The 16,832-nt window shown below is 61.9% G+C and carries 19 protein-coding genes and 2 tRNA genes; 10 read left to right on the plus strand and 11 right to left on the minus strand.

All coding sequences use genetic code 11. The features are described from left to right. The coding region (locus FZX09_RS06055; RefSeq protein ID WP_304623280.1) for an NAD(P)H-hydrate epimerase at nucleotides 1-310 on the minus strand (310 nt) is incomplete at its 3' end. A 152-nt stretch (nucleotides 311-462) separates the two neighbouring features. On the opposite strand from FZX09_RS06055, the gene mnmA reads away from it, so the two are divergent. Continuing rightward, nucleotides 463-1,614, plus strand: coding sequence for a tRNA 2-thiouridine(34) synthase MnmA (gene mnmA, locus FZX09_RS06060; protein WP_226401155.1), 1,152 nt, complete (start codon nucleotides 463-465; stop codon nucleotides 1,612-1,614). On the opposite strand, the gene lnt is transcribed toward mnmA, so the two are convergent. Further along, nucleotides 1,566-3,026 (minus strand): apolipoprotein N-acyltransferase, encoded by a 1,461-nt coding sequence (gene lnt, locus FZX09_RS06065; protein ID WP_226401157.1) that lies wholly within the window; start codon nucleotides 3,024-3,026, stop codon nucleotides 1,566-1,568. The genes mnmA and lnt overlap by 49 nt on opposite strands. 8 nt (nucleotides 3,027-3,034) lie before the next feature. On the opposite strand from lnt, the gene FZX09_RS06070 reads away from it, so the two are divergent. From FZX09_RS06070 to sodX, 4 genes are read left to right on the plus strand one after another with little or no spacing between them, the layout of a single operon-like run. Continuing rightward, nucleotides 3,035-3,364: a phasin family protein gene (locus FZX09_RS06070; RefSeq protein WP_226401159.1), complete on the plus strand. Its 330-nt coding sequence runs from the start codon at nucleotides 3,035-3,037 to the stop codon at nucleotides 3,362-3,364. Between the two features lie 51 nt (nucleotides 3,365-3,415). After that, the gene (locus tag FZX09_RS06075) at nucleotides 3,416-4,015 is read left to right on the plus strand and encodes an FKBP-type peptidyl-prolyl cis-trans isomerase (RefSeq protein WP_226401161.1); all 600 of its coding nucleotides are present in this window, start codon (nucleotides 3,416-3,418) and stop codon (nucleotides 4,013-4,015) included. A gap of 42 nt (nucleotides 4,016-4,057) precedes the next feature. Further along, a complete protein-coding gene (sodN, locus tag FZX09_RS06080) occupies nucleotides 4,058-4,531 on the plus strand; it encodes a superoxide dismutase, Ni (protein ID WP_226401163.1) in 474 nt (157 codons plus the stop codon). A gap of 50 nt (nucleotides 4,532-4,581) precedes the next feature. Next, nucleotides 4,582-4,914 carry a nickel-type superoxide dismutase maturation protease gene (gene sodX / locus FZX09_RS06085; protein WP_226401165.1) on the plus strand — a complete coding sequence of 111 codons (333 nt, stop codon included), beginning with the start codon at nucleotides 4,582-4,584 and terminating at the stop codon, nucleotides 4,912-4,914. Here the strand turns inward: sodX and FZX09_RS06090 are convergent. The 6 genes from FZX09_RS06090 to FZX09_RS06115 form a co-directional block, all read right to left on the minus strand. Further along, on the minus strand, nucleotides 4,897-5,565 hold the full coding sequence (locus tag FZX09_RS06090; protein ID WP_226401167.1) for a hydantoin utilization protein A: 669 nt from the start codon (nucleotides 5,563-5,565) through the stop codon (nucleotides 4,897-4,899). The genes sodX and FZX09_RS06090 overlap by 18 nt on opposite strands. 54 nt (nucleotides 5,566-5,619) lie before the next feature. Then, the gene (gene trpC / locus FZX09_RS06095; RefSeq protein ID WP_226401169.1) at nucleotides 5,620-6,507 is read right to left on the minus strand and encodes an indole-3-glycerol phosphate synthase TrpC; all 888 of its coding nucleotides are present in this window, start codon (nucleotides 6,505-6,507) and stop codon (nucleotides 5,620-5,622) included. A gap of 39 nt (nucleotides 6,508-6,546) precedes the next feature. After that, entirely contained in the window at nucleotides 6,547-7,989 is a 1,443-nt protein-coding gene (lpdA, locus tag FZX09_RS06100; protein ID WP_226401171.1) for a dihydrolipoyl dehydrogenase, read from the minus strand. Next, nucleotides 7,986-8,819, minus strand: a complete 834-nt coding sequence (locus tag FZX09_RS06105) for an RNA methyltransferase (RefSeq protein WP_226401640.1) — start codon at nucleotides 8,817-8,819, stop codon at nucleotides 7,986-7,988. Before FZX09_RS06105 ends, lpdA begins: the two co-directional genes overlap by 4 nt. 26 nt (nucleotides 8,820-8,845) lie before the next feature. Then, a complete protein-coding gene (locus FZX09_RS06110; protein WP_226401173.1) occupies nucleotides 8,846-9,094 on the minus strand; it encodes a hypothetical protein in 249 nt (82 codons plus the stop codon). A 32-nt stretch (nucleotides 9,095-9,126) separates the two neighbouring features. After that, a tRNA-Leu gene (locus tag FZX09_RS06115) sits at nucleotides 9,127-9,210 on the minus strand. 149 nt (nucleotides 9,211-9,359) lie between these two features. On the opposite strand from FZX09_RS06115, the gene murA reads away from it, so the two are divergent. The 5 genes from murA to FZX09_RS06140 all read left to right on the plus strand — a co-directional run bounded on the left by murA (nucleotide 9,360) and on the right by FZX09_RS06140 (nucleotide 13,729). Then, nucleotides 9,360-10,661 (plus strand): UDP-N-acetylglucosamine 1-carboxyvinyltransferase, encoded by a 1,302-nt coding sequence (gene murA, locus FZX09_RS06120; RefSeq protein ID WP_226401175.1) that lies wholly within the window; start codon nucleotides 9,360-9,362, stop codon nucleotides 10,659-10,661. A gap of 33 nt (nucleotides 10,662-10,694) precedes the next feature. After that, a tRNA-Leu gene (locus tag FZX09_RS06125) sits at nucleotides 10,695-10,777 on the plus strand. 13 nt (nucleotides 10,778-10,790) lie between these two features. Further along, on the plus strand, nucleotides 10,791-11,972 hold the full coding sequence (locus FZX09_RS06130) for an aspartate aminotransferase family protein (protein ID WP_226401177.1): 1,182 nt from the start codon (nucleotides 10,791-10,793) through the stop codon (nucleotides 11,970-11,972). Beyond that, nucleotides 11,973-13,187: a dihydrofolate synthase gene (locus FZX09_RS06135; protein WP_226401179.1), complete on the plus strand. Its 1,215-nt coding sequence runs from the start codon at nucleotides 11,973-11,975 to the stop codon at nucleotides 13,185-13,187. Nucleotides 13,188-13,255: 68 nt separating this feature from the next. Further along, nucleotides 13,256-13,729, plus strand: a complete 474-nt coding sequence (locus FZX09_RS06140; protein WP_226401642.1) for a pentapeptide repeat-containing protein — start codon at nucleotides 13,256-13,258, stop codon at nucleotides 13,727-13,729. A gap of 3 nt (nucleotides 13,730-13,732) precedes the next feature. On the opposite strand, the gene FZX09_RS06145 is transcribed toward FZX09_RS06140, so the two are convergent. The 3 genes from FZX09_RS06145 to FZX09_RS06155 are packed head-to-tail and all read right to left on the minus strand — an operon-like array spanning nucleotide 13,733 to nucleotide 16,767. Next, a complete protein-coding gene (locus FZX09_RS06145; RefSeq protein ID WP_226401181.1) occupies nucleotides 13,733-15,082 on the minus strand; it encodes an FAD-binding oxidoreductase in 1,350 nt (449 codons plus the stop codon). Between the two features lie 18 nt (nucleotides 15,083-15,100). Next, nucleotides 15,101-16,378, minus strand: coding sequence for an amidohydrolase family protein (locus FZX09_RS06150; RefSeq protein ID WP_226401183.1), 1,278 nt, complete (start codon nucleotides 16,376-16,378; stop codon nucleotides 15,101-15,103). Then, nucleotides 16,378-16,767, minus strand: coding sequence for a DUF4359 domain-containing protein (locus FZX09_RS06155; RefSeq protein ID WP_226401644.1), 390 nt, complete (start codon nucleotides 16,765-16,767; stop codon nucleotides 16,378-16,380). The genes FZX09_RS06150 and FZX09_RS06155 overlap by 1 nt, the downstream gene beginning before the upstream one ends. Between the last annotated feature and the right edge of the window lie 65 nt (nucleotides 16,768-16,832).

Consider the following 16,832-nt stretch of genomic DNA (forward strand, 5'->3'; position numbering starts at 1 on the left):
CAACGGCCTGAACCCAGCCGCCGCCCCTGGCCCTGCCCCCCCCCCCCCCGCAGCGCCAGATGAGCCGCACCAACGAACTAACCCAGGGGAGGGCCGGGTCCAGATACAACCCACGCTTCAACCAGCCAACGCTGAGGGTGACCGCGGCACAGGCCGCCTGATAGCCCAACACATTTCCATGGTCACAACAAAGGCCCGAAGGCACGTCCAGGCTGATCAACGCACCAGGCTGCTGCTGCTGCCGACGCCGAAACAGATCCGCCAACGACTCAGGCAGCGGCCGGCTCTGGCCCAGCCTCACCTTCTCCATCGAGGCAGCACGGGCATTCCGCTGTCGAACAACCTCTGTTCCACGGCGCCCATGGACACGGCATCCACCGGTAGGTGATCGGCATCAGCGGGAGGCCACACCAGTTGCAGGTTGCCGGGACCTCACTATGGAGAGAACTTCCTGCGCCGCCCATGGCCGTCGGATCCACCACAACCAGCGCTGGAGAGGCTGCTCTTGAGCGCCTCCGGCAATGGCCTGGGGACCATCGTGTTGCCGTTGGTCTCTCTGGAGGCGTTGACAGTTCTCTAACTGCTGCGCTGCTGGTGGAGGCAGGCTGGCATGTGGAAGGCCTGACGCTGTGGCTGATGAGCGGGAAAGGGGCCTGTTGCGCCGAGGGGCTGGTGGATGCGGCCGGCATCTGTGAACAACTGAGCATTCCCCACCACGTGGTGGATACGCGGGAGACGTTTCAACAGGAGATCGTTCAACGGCTGGTGGATGGCTATCGCGATGGGATCACGCCATTGCCCTGCTCCCAGTGCAATCGATCGGTGAAATTTGGACCGATGCTCGATTGGGCTCTGCAGGAGCGCAAGCTGCCCCGCATCGCCACCGGCCACTACGCCCGTATACGCCATGGCGGCGATCAAGGGCGACATCAGCTTTTGAGGGGCCTCGATACCCGCAAAGACCAGAGCTATTTCCTCTATGACCTACCCCAGGACGTTTTAGGGCGCATCGTTTTTCCCCTAGGGGAACTGACCAAACCCGACACGCGTCTTGAAGCCGCACGACACGGTCTGCGCACCGCAAAAAAACCGGAGAGCCAGGATCTTTGCCTGGCAGACCACCACGGATCAATGCGGGCGTTCCTGGATGCCTATCTGCCAACGCGGCAGGGGGAAATCGTGCTTGCGGACGGGACCGTTGTGGGCGAGCACGATGGCATAGAACACTTCACCATCGGTCAGCGCAAAGGTCTCGGGGTGGCGTGGCGTGAGCCCCTTCACGTCATCCGCCTTGACGCTGCGATGAATCGAGTGATAGTCGCACCCCGGGCCGAAGCCGGCCGAGACGGTTGCGTGGTGGGCGCGGTGAACTGGGTCTCGATTGACCCGATCGAAGCGCCGCAAACCGTTGAGGTGCAGGTGCGCTACCGGAGTTCGCCGGTGCGTGCGGAGCTTTCACCCCTCCCGACCACCGAGGCAGATAAGCAGCGAGAGCGACCCTATCGCTGCCTTCTCAGCTTTAAAGAGGAGCAGTTCTCGATCACACCAGGCCAGGCGGCTGTCTTCTACGACGGTGAAACTGTTCTGGGTGGCGGGCTGATCCAACGCGAATAGGGCGTGACGCGCTGGCGCACCTGAACGACGGCCTCGGCGACGCCCCGAGCCTCAGGCGAAAGCAACCACTGCACCGACCCATTGGCCGAAATCAGCGCCGTGGGGCCCGTGTTGCCAACGCTGAGGAGATCCCGTCCTGTCTCGATCGCCCGTAACTGCGCCAGCGCCAGAAACTGGTTTTGCAGCTGCAGTGGATAGGGATCGAGATTGGCAATGGCAAGGAGCCAGGTCGCACCATCGGCAGCGGAGCGAGCCAGAGCCAGACCATCGGCGATCTCGTAGCAGATCGCAACGGCCGCAGGAGGTTCAACTACCGCCATCGTTCTTGAGGCCGGACCGGGGGACAATCCACCCACCGCAGAAAGTCCCGCCGTCAGCCCGGCGGGAAGGGGCGGGATCCATTCCCCGATCGGCACCAAACGGTGCTTATCAGCCAAGGGGACAGGAGAACGGGCCTGCGGCTCGTACAGCAACAAAGAACTGCGTTGCTGACCCCGCACCCAACGAAAACTGCCACTGATCAGGGGGATGGCTGGAGCATCGGCCGGCAGCTGAAAACGCGCCGGCAGCGCTCCTTCCGGAGCCACCACAGCAGCTGGATTGTTGGGCTCCATCTGACGCATCGCATCCACTAGAGCTTCTGGAAGCGCCTGTTGACGCTCCAGATCAAATTTTTCTCGTGTGGGAACGGCGGGTTGCCAAACCCCCAGAGCAACTGAGCCGACCGGCGGCGGGGGCGCCAACAACAGCCAGCTCCCGAAACCATGGGCCAGGAGCACACTGGCCAATCCGAGCAAGCCCCAGCGGCGCCAGGCAGCGGGTTGCTCGAACAGCGTCAGAAGGCAACAGGCCCAGCACAACTGCAGCAATGTCAGCCCTCCGGAGCCGAACCAGCGGGCCAACCCCGCCAAGGGGCGGTCCCAAGGCAGGGTGGTGCCGCCGACGCCAATCCAGAACAGCGGCGACCCCGACAGCACCAGTTCAGCCAGAGCCCAGAGCCCTGCCAACAGCACCAGCCGCACAAGACGCGGCCAGCGGCGAGGCAGCCGCCGTGCCAGCAAAGACCATCCGGCCAAGAGCAGAGCGGCAAGGCTCCCGCAGGCGAGCCAGAGGGCCAGCGTCACCGGCAGGCTGAGCCAGTCGGGAACACCCATCCAAGTGAGTGGATGCAAGGCCAGCAACCAACTGTGGCTGACCAAAACAGCCAGCAGTCCCCAGCCCGCCGACCAGCGGGGACACTCAACCACAGACCAGAGCAGCGCCAGAGCGGGGACCATCAGCAATGGCCCGCCAAGGGATGGAGCCACGCCTGCCAAGACGCCGCCAAGCAGCGCCCGCGATCCGGCCTGCAGTTGGTGATTGCCCATGGTCAGCAGTCCCGGCCGAAGGCATCCTGGATCGGACCTGCCCACCTGTCGCCATGGATGCCGCGAATCCTCTTCAGCAACTGCTGCTCCGTGGCCTGGGCACAACCACCCTCGTTGCTGACCGTCTGCGAGGCGTTACCCAAAACTGGGTGAGCAGTGGACGGCTGGATCCCAATGAAGCGTCCGCTCTGGTGGACGACGTGCTCAAGGCTCTCCGCGGCGAAACCCCTGAACTGGAACAGCAGATGGGGCGCAACCTGGAACGCAACCGCGACAACCTGCTCCAGGACTTTGGCGTTCCAAGCCAGAAGGAAGTGGATGAGCTGCGGGGCCGAATTGATCGCCTCGAGCAACAGCTGCGGCAGATGAACCGGCCTGAATGAACGCCGACGCCGCGGACCGGAGGTCAGAATCGACGTAATAGAAGCCCTTCCGTGCGCGACATCATCATCAGCACAACGGTCTGCGTGGCCTGCCTTCTCCTGGCCCTAGTGAGCCAGATCGTGGCCCCCTCTACCGTTTCCGCAGCCCCAGCGCAGCCGGCTGCAGTCCGCACCGAGGCTTCGAAACCCCAAAAGACGTTGAGCTTCGAACTCGACCCTGACGACCCCAACCCGATTCTTTTCGCCATGGCCAACGATTCCGCTCCCGCCGACGCCTCAGCCCTCGGCGGCCCCCTCGGTGCCCCTGACAACATCATCACCGCCAGTGGTCTGAAAATTATCGAGCTGGAGGTGGGCAACGGCGAAGAGGCCACCCCCGGCCAAACGGTGGTGGTGCACTACCGCGGCACCCTGGAAGACGGACTGCAGTTCGATGCCAGCTACGACCGGGGTACCCCCTTCAGCTTTCCCCTCGGTGCTGGCCGGGTGATCAAGGGTTGGGATGAAGGAGTCGCCGGAATGAAAGTGGGCGGCAAGCGCAAGCTGGTGATCCCCTCCGACCTGGCCTACGGAACCAGAGGCGCCGGTGGCGTGATTCCCCCGAACGCAACCTTGATCTTCGAGGTGGAACTCCTCAACGTGCAGAAGTGAGCGGAAGCTAGGCTCAACCCAAGCCAATTCCGCTCTGAACCGATGCTGCGCTCGGCCCTTTTCGCACTTTCATGTGCCCTTCCTGCTCCCGTGGCAGAAGCCCATTGCGACGGTCCTTGTGGCGTGTACGACCCGGCTTCCGCCCGTGTGGCAGCCGAAGCCGTGCTGTCGATGACCAAAAAGCTGAAGGCGATGGAAGCGCCCGCCGCTGGTGACGCCGCTGCCCTAGCTGCTTACAACAACACCTTCGGCCGCTACGTCGCCATCAAGGAAGAGGAAGCACAAAAGACCAAGAAAGAGCTGTTGATCCTCTGGACCGACTATTTCAAGCCCGATCACTTGGCCACCTTCCCTGACCTGCACGACACCTTCTGGAAAGCAGCCAAGCTCTGCAGCGCCTGCAAGGTCAACATCGATCAGGCCAAGGCAGAAGAACTGATGGCTGCCGTTGAAAAAATCCACGGCATGTTCTGGCAGTCCAAGGGCGGTTCCGATGCCTGGGTCACCGCATCCTGAGTACGCACAGAACCATTCCCCCTATCGCAGCAGCAGGTCTTCGCGACCTGTTGCTGCTTTTTTGTGGGCGACGGCTGCTGCTACGGATCGAAGGACGATCGATGCAGCCCACCCTTGAACCCGGAGACCGGGTTCTGGTCAGACGGCTGGGACGGAAGCGCGCGCTCAGCCTGGGATCCGTGGTCGTGACCTGGCATCCGAAGCGAAGAAAGCTGCGTCTGATCAAGCGCCTGAAGAGCGTTGAGGAAACGGGGCTTTGGTTGCTGGGAGACAACCCCGCCGAAAGCACCGACAGCCGCCTATTGGGAGCGGTGCCAACAAAACTATTGATTGGCGAGGTGGTGGGCCGGCTCCCGCGCGGTAAATCAGAACAGGGCCGGTGAGGTCTTCTGCAGCCAGATGGCCCCGGTGACAATCGAGAGAGCACCCGTACCGCCCACGATGAAAGGCATCAGCCGGGCACCGCTGCGGAGGGTGAGGAACGACACCACAGACACCACAGCCACCATGGCGCCGATAGATCCAAGTAGGTAAGCAAATAGATAGCCCACAGCAGCGTGGGGCGGCAGAGCCAAAGCAGGGATCACCGCGAGCAGGTGGCTGGCCCCCGCCAGGCCATGCAGCAGACCCAGGCCAGAGGAGGCATGGACGTGGCGACGGTGGTTGCTGGCACCGTGCACATGCAGGTGAAGATGACGATGCTCGGCGGCACCGTCGTGGCGATGCTCATGGGTGTGCAGTTTTAGCCCGAAGGCTGTGCGCACGGCCAAGGCACCCACCACCAGCAGGGCAACGCCCACGAGAAATTCCGCCCAGGACGACATGGCCTCCACATGGGCCAGGTCTTTCAGACCAATGGCGATCAACGCCAAGACCACAACCCCGGTGGAGTGACCGGCACCCCACGCCAGGCCGTGACGAAAGGCAGCCCATGGCTTGTTCAGAGAGAAGGGCGCCATCGCCACCAGGTGATCAGCACCACCAACCACATGAACGGCCCCGGCTGCAACACCGGTCAAAAGGCTAATCAGCACAAAGAACCGACTGAATGTGGCAATTCTGCATCAGCAGTGAGATAGCGAATAGCTTTAACCGGCCTCGATCAACTGCACCAGACCAGCTTCAACATCCGGCTGCCGCATCAGGGCTTCTCCCACCAGCACAGCCCCCGCACCGGCGGCTTGCACCCGATCGAGATCGGCCCGGCTGAACAGGCCCGACTCACTCACAAGCAGCGCCCCCTGTTGGTTCAAACGGTCGTTGAAGTCGATCATCAGTCGCTCGGTCGTGGCTAAATCCGTCTCGAAGCTGGCGAGATCACGGTTGTTGATCCCGATCAAGGGGAAGCCACCAATGCTCAGCACACGGTCCATTTCGGTGGCGTCGTGGACCTCCACCAACACCGTGAGGCCCAGTGCCGCCGCAGCCTTGTTGAGATAACGAAGATCCTGGTCCGACAGGATGGCAGCGATCAGAAGCACCGCATCAGCGCCGGCCGCCCGGGCCTGAAACAGCTGATAGGGACTCAGCACAAACTCCTTGCAGAGCAGAGGCAGGTCAACGGCCTGACGCACTTCCACCAAGACATCAAAGCCGCCCTGGAAAAACGTCTTGTCAGTAAGCACCGAGAGGCAGCTTGCACCGCCAGCGGCGTAGGCCTTGGCAATCGCCACCGGGTCGAAATCCACGCGGATCACCCCTTTGCTGGGGCTCGCTTTTTTCACCTCAGCAATCACCGCTGGTTTCGTTGCGGCCGCCTTAAGTGCCCCCAGGAAATCCTTCGTGGAGGGAAGCTTGGCAATCTGCCGCTTCAGGTTGTCGAGGGGAACCTTGTCACGAGCAATATCGATCTCACGGTCTTTTTCCCAGACAATTTTCTCGAGAATGTGACGTGGTTCTTCGTCATCGTGGGGCACCGCATATTCGAGATGGGCCACCCGCACCTTGGGGTTGGGGGGACGACGGCGGATCTCCATGGAACAGTGAAAAAGCTGGAACGAAAAAGCTGGGGGTGATCAGGCGGCCACCTGGGCGGCAGCCTGCTTGTAAGCGACCTCCACCACCTCGCTGAGGGTCGGGTGGGTGTGAACTTCGGTGGCGAGCTGACGCACGCTCTGACGGCGGGCAACGGCATTGGCTACCTCCTGGATCAGGTCGGCGGCGTGAAGTCCGTAAATGTGGGCCCCCAGCACTTCACCACTGGTTTTGTTGAACAGCAGCTTCATCAAACCGTCGCTGTCCAGCTCTGCCAAAGCTTTGGAATTGGCCTTGAAATAGCTGCGAACGGAACCGAGCTGGAAGCCATCCTTCTCCGCCAAAGCTTTGGCATCCGCCTCGGTCAGGCCAACAGAGCTGATCTCGGGATGGGTGAAGGTGGCTGCCGGAATGCTGCGGTAATCGATCTCGCGCGCATGACCCAGGATGTTGTCCACGGCAACGGTGCCTTGGGCAGCGGCGGTATGGGCCAGCATCAGCTTGCCTGTCACATCTCCGACGGCCCAGAGATGGGGAACAGGCTGGTCGTTGACCAAGACCCGCATGGCGTCGTCGATCGGGACGAAGCCGCGATTCGTCTCCACATTCAGCGACTCCAAGTTGAGATCCTTGCTGCTGGGAACACGCCCTGTCGCTACAAGGACGGCATCAACCTCAAGGTTCTCGACAAGTTCACGGCTGTTGAAATCAGCCAGTTCGATCTGCACCGGACAGCCCGGTGTGACTTTGCGGGCAAGCAGACCGGAACGCGCATCGATATCTCGACTGTCAATCAGATGACGCCCAGCAATCTTGGCGATATCAGGATCAAAGGTAGGCATCACCTTGTCCATGGCCTCGATCATCGTTACTTCGCAACCGAGGGCGGTGTACACATCAGCGAATTCAAGGCCGATGTAACCGCTGCCGATAATGGCGATCCAGCGGGGCAGCCATTCCAGGTTGATGGCCTCGTCACTGGTGAACACCGTGCGGCCATCGGTTTCGATACCTGGCGGCACAAAGGGATCAGACCCCGTAGCGATGATCACGTCCTTGGCGGTCAGCACCCTGTCCACCCCGCTGGGCTCCCGCAGCCCCACCTTCTGGCTGCCCTCCAGACGGCCATGCCCCCGAAGGATCGTCACCCCGGCCCTTTCCAGGGTTTTGGTGAGATTGGTACGGATGGTCTGAACCAGTTGATTGGCGTGATCAGCGATCTTTTGCCGTTCGAACCGCACAGGAGCAGCGTGAATTCCGAAGCTCGACAGGTGCTTGTCGTCCGCAAGTTCCCGCACTTTTCCACTGGCAGCCAACAGTGCCTTGGAGGGAACACAGCCCCGGTTCACACAGGTGCCACCCATGTCGCGTGATTCAACAATCGCCGTCTTCAGGCCGTTCTCGGAGGCATGTTTGGCAGCGTCGAAGCCGCCGTAGCCGGCTCCAATAACGATGACGTCGAAGTCGAAGCTGGCGTCGCTCACCCGAACTGCTGCGATGTGGCGGTCATTGTCGCCCTTCGCCGCTCCAGAAGGAGAGGAACAGCGGCAGACGCCACATTCAGGGATTCCACACTTGCGCTGTGGGGGAGCGTGACGGCATGGGTACAGCAGGCCTGCAGATCCGGATGCAGCCCTGCTCCCTCGGTTCCAAGCACCAGCGCCGTCGGCAGCGTCCAGTCGAGATCCCAGTAGGGAGAGGGAGGCTCAGCCTTGGTCGAATCGGGCACCAGGGTGGCCACCACTTGCACACCCAAGGCCACCAGCTGCGTCAGTTCCTGCTGAAGCTGTGAAATCGCCACCGCTTCGCTCGGGCCAAAGCGTTGATGCGGCAGTTGAAGCAGAGCACCGGCAGAGGCCCGCAACACCTTCGTGCCGAGGGGATCTACACCAGCCCCCATCCAGACCGCGTTGACGTCAGCAGCCAGTGCCGTTCGCAGCAACGTGCCCAGATTTCCTGGATCCTGAATCCGATCCAGAACCAGGAGGAAGTCCAGCTCTGGAGGGACGGTTGGCAGTCGATCCAGGGGGCTTAGGCAGGCAACACCGTCGGGTGTGACCGTTGTAAGAGCAGCCCTCAACACCTCATCGGTGACGATCCGACATCGAGCCTGGGAACAACGTTCAGCCAGGGCCGGATGACCTTGCAACCAGGCTTCAGTCGCGATGATTTCCTCGGGTGCGTTGCCCTGCCTTAGAAATTCCTGCAACAGGTGGGTGCCCTCAAGAAGCAACAGCCCCTCTGCATGTCGCCCCGCACGGGTGGCCAGAGTTCGCAGCCGTTTGACAAGGGGATTGCGTCGGCTGCTGATCAGGGGAGAGGAGGAATCCAGAGAATGATTCAGAACGCTGCGTGTTTGCGCACGTTCAAGCCTTTGTGAACGCTCAAATTTTCACCATCGAGCTGGAGGCCATTGATGGCTGCGATTTCACCCTTAATCCCTTCTGCCGCAAGGTTCTCGATCATCTTTTTAATCACCTGATCCTCAACGGTTGTGTGATCGATGGAGTCAGGGGTTAGCAGTTCAAGGAATTTGCCAACCTTGGAAGCAACCACTTCCGATGCGTTAGTGATCTTGAGAACGATCATGATTGTCGGGCGCTGCTACCCGACAAAGTTAGTGCGGATGGGGAGACTTGAACTCCCACGATGTTGCCACCACTAGTACCTGAAACTAGCGCGTCTACCAATTCCGCCACATCCGCTGGCGTGTCGTGTTCGACCGAAAGAACATAGGGCATCACCGATTCCTGACTGCCCCAGCCCAATAACAAACTGTCCAGTTTGAACGCCGGCCGTCTAGACGGTCTCAATGAACGTTGCCAATATCCCGATATAAGGGTTCAGATCATTGATGAAGGTCGTTGCAGAAGTGTCTCAGGAGAGTCTCAAGCAACGCCTCAATGTCAGTGGCGGCCAGGCCCTGAATGGAACGCTTCGCGTCAGCGGTGCCAAAAACTCTGCCCTGGTGCTGATGACAGCCAGCCTCCTCAGCGAGGAGACCATTGAGCTGACCAATATTCCCTCCCTCACAGACATCGATGGCATGAGCGCCATCCTTGAATCTCTGGGGGTTCAGGTGAACCGAAGGACGGACCGCATTCGCCTCACCGCCGCCGAGCTCAGCGGCTCTGCCCCTCCCTACGAACTGGTCAACAGCCTTCGCGCCAGTTTCTTCAGCATTGGCCCCCTGCTTGGACGCCTGGGACACGCGCGGGTCCCCCTGCCTGGGGGTTGCCGCATCGGAGCACGTCCCGTCGTGGAGCACATCCGCGGCCTGAAAGCCCTTGGTGCCGTCGTCAAAGTGGAGCACGGGATTGTCACGGCCTCAGTGCCCGGCATCGAAAAACGCCTGACAGGTGCTCAGATCGTGCTCGACTGCCCCAGCGTTGGCGCCACTGAAACCATTCTGATGGCAGCGGTTCTGGCCGATGGGGTCTCCACCATCGAAAACGCTGCTCAGGAACCTGAAGTGCAGGACTTGGCCAACCTGCTAAACAGCATGGGAGCCCAGGTCAGCGGCGCTGGCGGCCCGGTGATCACCGTTAAGGGAGTGGAGCAGCTCCATGGTTGCAACAATTATCCGGTGATCCCGGATCGCATCGAAGCCGGAACTTTCCTGATGGCGGCAGCAATCACACGCTCACCACTGGTAGTGGAGCCTGTAATTCCCGGCCACCTTAGCGCTGTGATCCAAAAACTTCGGGATTGCGGCTGCTCCATCGACATCAATGGGAGGGCCGTGACGATCACCCCGGGCGAGATCACGGCCGTGGACATCACCACCCAACCGTTTCCAGGGTTTCCAACCGATCTTCAGGCACCGTTCATGGCCCTGATGTGTACCGCGAAGGGCACCAGTGTGATCAGCGAAAAGATTTACGAAAACCGGCTGCAGCATGTGGCCGAACTGCAACGCATGGGGGCATCCATCCGCCTCAAGGGCAGCACAGCCATTGTTGAAGGCGTGGCTCAGCTGAGCGCAGCTCCAGTCACCGGCACCGACCTCCGTGCAGCGGCTGCCATGGTGCTGGCTGGCCTCTCCGCCAAAGGAATCACCGAAGTGGCTGGTCTGAAGCATCTCGATCGGGGCTACGACGACCTCGAAGCAAAGCTCAGCGCTGCCGGCGCTGAGGTGAACCGAAACATCCCCTGAAACTGGGCCCTTCAATCAATACAATTCCCGTGCGGGAGCCTGGCGGAATTGGTAGACGCAGCTGACTCAAAATCAGCCGGCCACTGGTCTTGGGGGTTCAAGTCCCCCGGCTCCCATCCATCCGCTGTGATGAACACCTACGGCCGTTTCCCTTTGGCGCTGGCAAAGGGGAAAGGCTGCTGGGTCAAAGACACCCAGGGGCGGTGCTACCTGGATGCAGTCGCTGGCATCGCAACCTGCACCCTGGGCCACAGCGACAGAGCCATGCAGCGGGCTCTGCGCAAGCAGCTGGGACGGCTCCAGCACGTATCGAATCTTTATCAGATTCCAGAACAGGAAGAGCTGGCCAGCTGGTTAGTGCGCAACAGCTGTGCCGACAGCGTCTTCTTCTGCAATTCCGGAGCCGAAGCCAATGAAGCCGCGATCAAGCTGGCCCGCAAACACGGACATCAACGCCGCGGCATCGAACAGCCCGTGATCCTCACAGCAGCAGCCAGCTTCCATGGCCGCACGCTCGCGGCGGTCACCGCTACCGGTCAACCCAAGTACCACAAGGGTTTTGAGCCCATGGTGACCGGGTTTGATTACTTCCCTTACAACGATCTGAAAGCTCTCGAAGCCCTGATCAACCGCTACGAACAGGCCGGTCCCTCGATCGCGGCTGTTCTGGTTGAACCCCTGCAAGGTGAGGGTGGCGTCAACCCTGGAGACCGCGTTTTCTTCTCACGCCTGCGCGAGATCTGCACAAAGAACAACATCTTGCTGATCCTTGATGAAGTGCAGGTGGGCATGGGGCGGAGTGGCCGCCTTTGGGGCTATGAGCAGCTGGGCATTAGCCCTGACGCCTTCACCCTGGCCAAAGGCCTGGGCGGTGGCCACGCCATTGGGGCCTTGCTGGTGAACGCATCCGCGGATTTGTTTGATCCCGGCGACCACGCCAGCACCTTCGGCGGCAATCCCTTCGCCTGCCGGGCAGGTTTGACGGTGGCCACCGAAATCGAACGACGAGGGCTGCTGAGCAACGTCACAGCCCGCGGCGAACAACTGCGCGATGGGCTCCAAGAGCTGGTGAACTGCTTCCCCGAGCACCTCCAAGGCGTGCGGGGCTGGGGTCTGCTGCAAGGCATCGTGATACGAGAGGGCAGCAGTTGGACGGCCCCTGCGCTGGCAAAAGCCGCCATTAACCAAGGCCTGCTTCTGGTGGCGGCCGGTCCCTCGGTGCTGCGCATGGTCCCCCCACTGATCATCAACAAGCGCGAAGTGCGCGAACTGCTGCGCCGCCTGGCGAAAACCCTCTCCAGCGTCAGCTGAGTGGACGATCTGTCTGATCTGATCCCACGCTTCGATCTGCGTGGCATGGATCTGCAGTTGGATCGCATGCATGCGGCCCTGCACGAGCTCGACCATCCCTGTCGGACGATTCCCGCGATTCAGGTGCTGGGCACCAATGGGAAGGGTTCCATCGTCAGCTTTCTGGAATCAGCCCTCTGTGCCGCCGGCCTCCGCTGCGGGGTCACCACCTCCCCCCACCTGGTGAGCTGGTGCGAACGCATCCGGATCAAGGGAAAGCCCATTGCCGTTGAAACGCTGCGCACCCAGTTGCAGGCGCTTCAGGCCCTGAACGAACGGCATCGTCTAACCCCGTTTGAACTGCTCGTGACCACAGCCTTCTTGGAGTTCCAACGGCACGCCTGCGACCTGTTGGTGCTGGAAGTGGGGCTGGGAGGACGGCTTGACGCAACAACGGCCCACCCATACCGCCCTGTGGTGGCTGTCGCCAGCATTGGCCTGGACCACTGCGAGCACCTGGGCAACAGCCTCACCGCCATCGCAACCGAAAAAGCGGCAGCGATCCCGCCGCAGGCCACCGTGATCAGTTGCGTTCAAGCCCCTGAGGTGCGTGACGTCCTGAAGACAACCTGCCGAACCCAGCAGGCCACGCTCCACTGGGTGAAGCCCCTGGATTCAAACTGGCAACTGGGTTTGCCCGGCGCCATTCAGCGAAGCAACGCCGCTGTGGCCCTCGATGCCTTACGAGCCCTCTCCGGCTTGGGCTGGACCTTGCCTGAAGCCATGATCCAGAAGGGCTTTGCCACAGCTCACTGGCCCGGCCGCCTGCAAACCGTGCATTGGGGGGACCAAAAGCTTCGCCTGGATGGAGCCCACAATCCACCAGCAGCGGTGCAGCTGGCCGAAGAACGCAACCAGTGGATCGATGCCTCCAATGGTGTGGTGTGGATCCTGGCAATCCAGGCCCACAAGGATGCTGTCGCCATGCTCCAGACGCTGCTGCTGCCGCAAGACCAGGCTTGGATTATTCCGGTGCCGAGCCACAAGAGCTGGAGCCGGTCAGCCCTCCTCCAGGAGCTGCCTCAGCTCGATCACCAGCTGCAGGAGGCCGACGGCCTTGAAACCGTGCTGAACCAGCTCAGCAGCAACGAATGGCCGACACCGGTGCCGATTGTTGCCGGATCGCTGTATCTGATCGGTGACTTGTTCGCTCGAGGCGTTGTAACGGCAGAGTGAGCACAGCTTGCGCGTTGATTGTGCTGCGAATCTCCTGGTTGCTCGGCCTTCTCCTGCCCCTTCTGCTCATGGCAACGCCTGCCCAGGCCCTGGACACCTCAGCTGGGGTGGGACTGCAGGACCGGGCCCTGTTCCAGGAAAAGGTGGATTACACGCTCACAAACCAGAGCAACGGCGACTTCGAGGGGCAGAACCTGGCCAACACATCCTTTGCCGGAGCTGTGGGTCGCGGAGCGAATTTCCGGGGCGCCAACCTACATGGCGCAATCCTCACCCAAGGGGCCTTCGCCGAGGCTGATTTCCAAGGCGCTGACCTCTCCGATGCCCTGATGGATCGCGCCGACTTCGTCGCCACCGACCTACGCAATGCCGTCCTAACCGGGATCATTGCGTCGGGCAGCAGCTTCAGCAACGCTCAGATCGAAGGGGCCGATTTCACTGACGCCCTGCTCGATCGTGATGATCAACGCCGCCTTTGTGGCGAGGCCGAGGGCGTCAACCCCAGCACCGGAGTCGCCACCTTCGACAGTCTGGGCTGCTGATCCTCAAGAGCGCTCCTCCCAACCCCGAAGCTTGCCTGGATTGAGCAGACCGGCAGGATCAAAGCGCTGCTTGGCCACCACCTGATCGGCATCGATGACGCCAAGGCCGCCGTCTTCCACAGTGATCACGTGGGGGTTGAACAGCACGGCACCCGCGGCCCTGCAGTCATCCATCAACCGGTTCAGCTGATCTTGTCCCTGCCAACGCACCAACGGCAGAGCAGCCAGGCGGGGAGAGCCCTGCTGCCGCACAAGCTCGAGATGCCAGAGCAGGGCATCACCCCAACGCTGCTTCAATGCCGCCATCGCTGGGGCCTCCGGTCGCGGCAACAGCATCTGCAGGTAAGTCCATCCCGGCTCTGAAGCCCGCACATGCAGGGTGGTGTGATTCCAGCTCAGCTCTCGCAAGCCATTGCCCCCTGAGAGATCCTCAGGGCCGAGATCCCGCAGGCTGGCACCGGCTGACTGCACCATCCTTTGCAAGCTTTTAAGCCCATCGGGTGCGACAAGCAACAGCAGCCTGTGGGCTGAGACGGCAGGACCACCCCAACCGGGCATCCGCGACAGCAGCGGCTGTTCCAGCAGGCTCGCCAAATGGAGATCCAAGGCCGAGGCAGCGATCCTTTGCATCAGTTCAATTGCGTGCTCCCAGTGCTCGCAGTCCACACTCACCTGGTGCCAGTTGACCGCTGGAGCTGTGGCCAGGCTGAGGGCCGTGATGATGCCGTTGGTGCCGTAGGCGTGGTTCAAGGCCTCTGCATCCATCTCGCCGAGTTGATGGCGCTGGGCATCGGGGCGTAGCGGCACGATCTCCAACCCGAGCAAATGGCCTGGATCCCGTAGGAAGCCCCAGCGCAGCGAACCGATGCCCCCAGACCCCCCTGCAACGAAGCCGCCAATGGTGGCGCTGCGCCAAGTGCTGGGCATCAAGCGCAGCTGGCGTCCATGCCGGCGCAACTCCTGATCCAGATCACGCATCACACAGCCCGGTTCCACGGTCACCACCCCAGTGATCGGATCAATCGAACGGATCTGCCGCAGGGCCGTGGTGAGCATCACCACGCCGCCCTGCAGAGGCACGCACTGGCCGTAGTTCCCCGTCCCGGAACCGCGAAGGGTCAAGGGGACCTGGTGCTCAGCGCAGGCCGAAGCCAGTCGTTCGACGGCGTCCACCGAGCGGGGACGGACCACCAACTCAGCACGGCAGGCCTCCAGCCGCCGCGTCAAGACGGGGGAGTACTCAAAGGCATCCCTGGAATGGCGCTGAAGCTCTCCCGGTTCCTCCAACAGCTCCAGATCCGGAACAGCGCTGAGGGCTTGCCGCAGGGCGATTAAGGCTTCAGCGCGACCCATGACGTGGCGGAACACTGGTCAGGGTCTAGCGCTTGGTGACGACTGCCAGTGGCCGTTCACGAGAATCTGACGCTGGGAAGAGCACTTGATCAGATCTGACCATCCCTGGCCCTCCATGCAGATCAGATCAGCTGGAGCCCCAGCCCGCAGCACCCCATCCCACTCCAACTGAAGAATGGCGGGCGGTGCCGTGGTGAAAGGGGCGAGGCCCAAGCGCTGCCAGGGCAACAACTGGGTCAACGGCATCGACGCACCCAGCAAGCCCAAGGGATCAAAGTCGCCTCCCGGGAACCACGGATCGGCCACGTTGTCACCCGCCACCGCAACGGGGACACCGCAACGTTGCAACTGACGGATCGGGGCCTGCGGACGCTGAAGTGGTGTGGCGTGATCCACCCGTGCCAGCAACCAGGCATTGGTGAGAGGCAGGGCAATCACATTGATCTGCGCTGCCGCCATGCGCTCTGCCAACCGCATGAGGCGTGGCGCCGGCAGCAGGGAAAGACTGCTGGCATGGCTGCAGGTGACTGGAACCTGCACTGGTACGCGCCGCAAAGCCTTCAGCAGCTGAACCATGCCCTCCGCCGGACCATGATCCGCTTCATCGATGTGCAGATCGACGCCGCAGCCATAGCGATCAGCCAAGCGCAACAACGCCTCCAGCTGCTGGGTGACCACAGAAGATCCACAGGGGGGGGTCAGCACACCGCCAAGGCAGCCCGCACTCGCTGCGACGCGACGCGCCAGAACATCCGCTTCAGCTGACCCCCAGAAGGCCAAAGGCACCAGTGCCACCAGCTGGAGATCGATGCGGCTGCGCCAGCGTTGCTGCAGCGTGAGCAGCGCATCCCAGCTGGGCTCAGCGCCGGGGCCACCACTGTCGACATGGCTGCGCATGGCCCGCAGCCCGTTAGCGAACGCCCTCTCCATGGCGTGCTCTCCGCGTTGGAGCACGGAAGCGACGGTTCGGGTGTTGTGCTCCCGCAGGTTGGCGTCCAGGGCACCCCCATAGCTGCCGCTGAGGTTGGGATGCTCATGCCATGTGTAGGCCTTGTCCAAATGGACATGGCAGTCGACCAAGCGCGGCAGCACGATCCGAGACGGTGGCACGTGCTCGGCGGGCAGGGGCTTCAGCTCCCGCAGGCGGCCCTGATGCCAGCTAAGACGCACAGGCGTTAGCCCTTGCTTCGCGACGTCTGGCAGGGGCGTTGAAGGGGCGAAATCCAGCAGTCCCAGGGGTGCCCAGGCCTCAAGGACACCACTCCCCGGCTGGGTCTTAAGCGACGGGGCGTCCATCAATCCTCAGCACCACTGCTGGCGTCGGTGCTGAGAACCACGAAACGACCTGCCACACCAAGGCTGAGCACTTCAAAGCCGGGCAGGCGCAGACCTGGCAGCAGCTCCTTCCCTTCCATTTGGGTGGAATACAAGCTGGCCACCACCAGGTTGCGACGGGTGGTGAACTGACCCGCCAATGCCGCCAGGGCATCCCGCTGGGAGGCAATCAGTTCAGGGCAATTGCGTATCCACAGACGCAGCACCATTGGCAGGGTCGGTTCATCGCAAAGTTCCTTGGTGCCCAACCTGACCAGCTGGTCTCCGGCATGGGCTTGATAGTCCTCCAACGACGGATTGGACACCACCAGCGACAGCACCCCGGCCGCTGCAATCCCCCCCACCAACATCGCCAGAACAGGCCGACCTTGCGGACGCGATGAAGGGGACACCAGGCAGGCTGCAGCTCGTGTTG

Origin of the sequence: Synechococcus sp. MU1643 (genome assembly GCF_020514095.1) — a bacterium.
In the GTDB taxonomy this organism is placed as follows: Bacteria; Cyanobacteriota; Cyanobacteriia; order PCC-6307; family Cyanobiaceae; genus Parasynechococcus.

What these genes read in the sequence shown, in the direction of transcription:
- mnmA (WP_226401155.1), top strand. Translation starts at nt 463, where the DNA reads ATGGCCGTCGGATCCACCACAACCAGCGCTGGAGAGGCTGCTCTTGAG.
- FZX09_RS06070 (WP_226401159.1), top strand. Translation starts at nt 3,035, where the DNA reads ATGGATGCCGCGAATCCTCTTCAGCAACTGCTGCTCCGTGGCCTGGGC.
- sodN (WP_226401163.1), top strand. Translation starts at nt 4,058, where the DNA reads ATGCTGCGCTCGGCCCTTTTCGCACTTTCATGTGCCCTTCCTGCTCCC.
- trpC (WP_226401169.1), bottom strand. Translation starts at nt 6,507, where the DNA reads ATGGAGATCCGCCGTCGTCCCCCCAACCCCAAGGTGCGGGTGGCCCAT.
- FZX09_RS06110 (WP_226401173.1), bottom strand. Translation starts at nt 9,094, where the DNA reads ATGATCGTTCTCAAGATCACTAACGCATCGGAAGTGGTTGCTTCCAAG.
- murA (WP_226401175.1), top strand. Translation starts at nt 9,360, where the DNA reads ATGAAGGTCGTTGCAGAAGTGTCTCAGGAGAGTCTCAAGCAACGCCTC.
- FZX09_RS06130 (WP_226401177.1), top strand. Translation starts at nt 10,791, where the DNA reads ATGAACACCTACGGCCGTTTCCCTTTGGCGCTGGCAAAGGGGAAAGGC.
- FZX09_RS06140 (WP_226401642.1), top strand. Translation starts at nt 13,256, where the DNA reads ATGGCAACGCCTGCCCAGGCCCTGGACACCTCAGCTGGGGTGGGACTG.
- FZX09_RS06145 (WP_226401181.1), bottom strand. Translation starts at nt 15,082, where the DNA reads ATGGGTCGCGCTGAAGCCTTAATCGCCCTGCGGCAAGCCCTCAGCGCT.
- FZX09_RS06150 (WP_226401183.1), bottom strand. Translation starts at nt 16,378, where the DNA reads ATGGACGCCCCGTCGCTTAAGACCCAGCCGGGGAGTGGTGTCCTTGAG.
- FZX09_RS06155 (WP_226401644.1), bottom strand. Translation starts at nt 16,767, where the DNA reads ATGTTGGTGGGGGGGATTGCAGCGGCCGGGGTGCTGTCGCTGGTGGTG.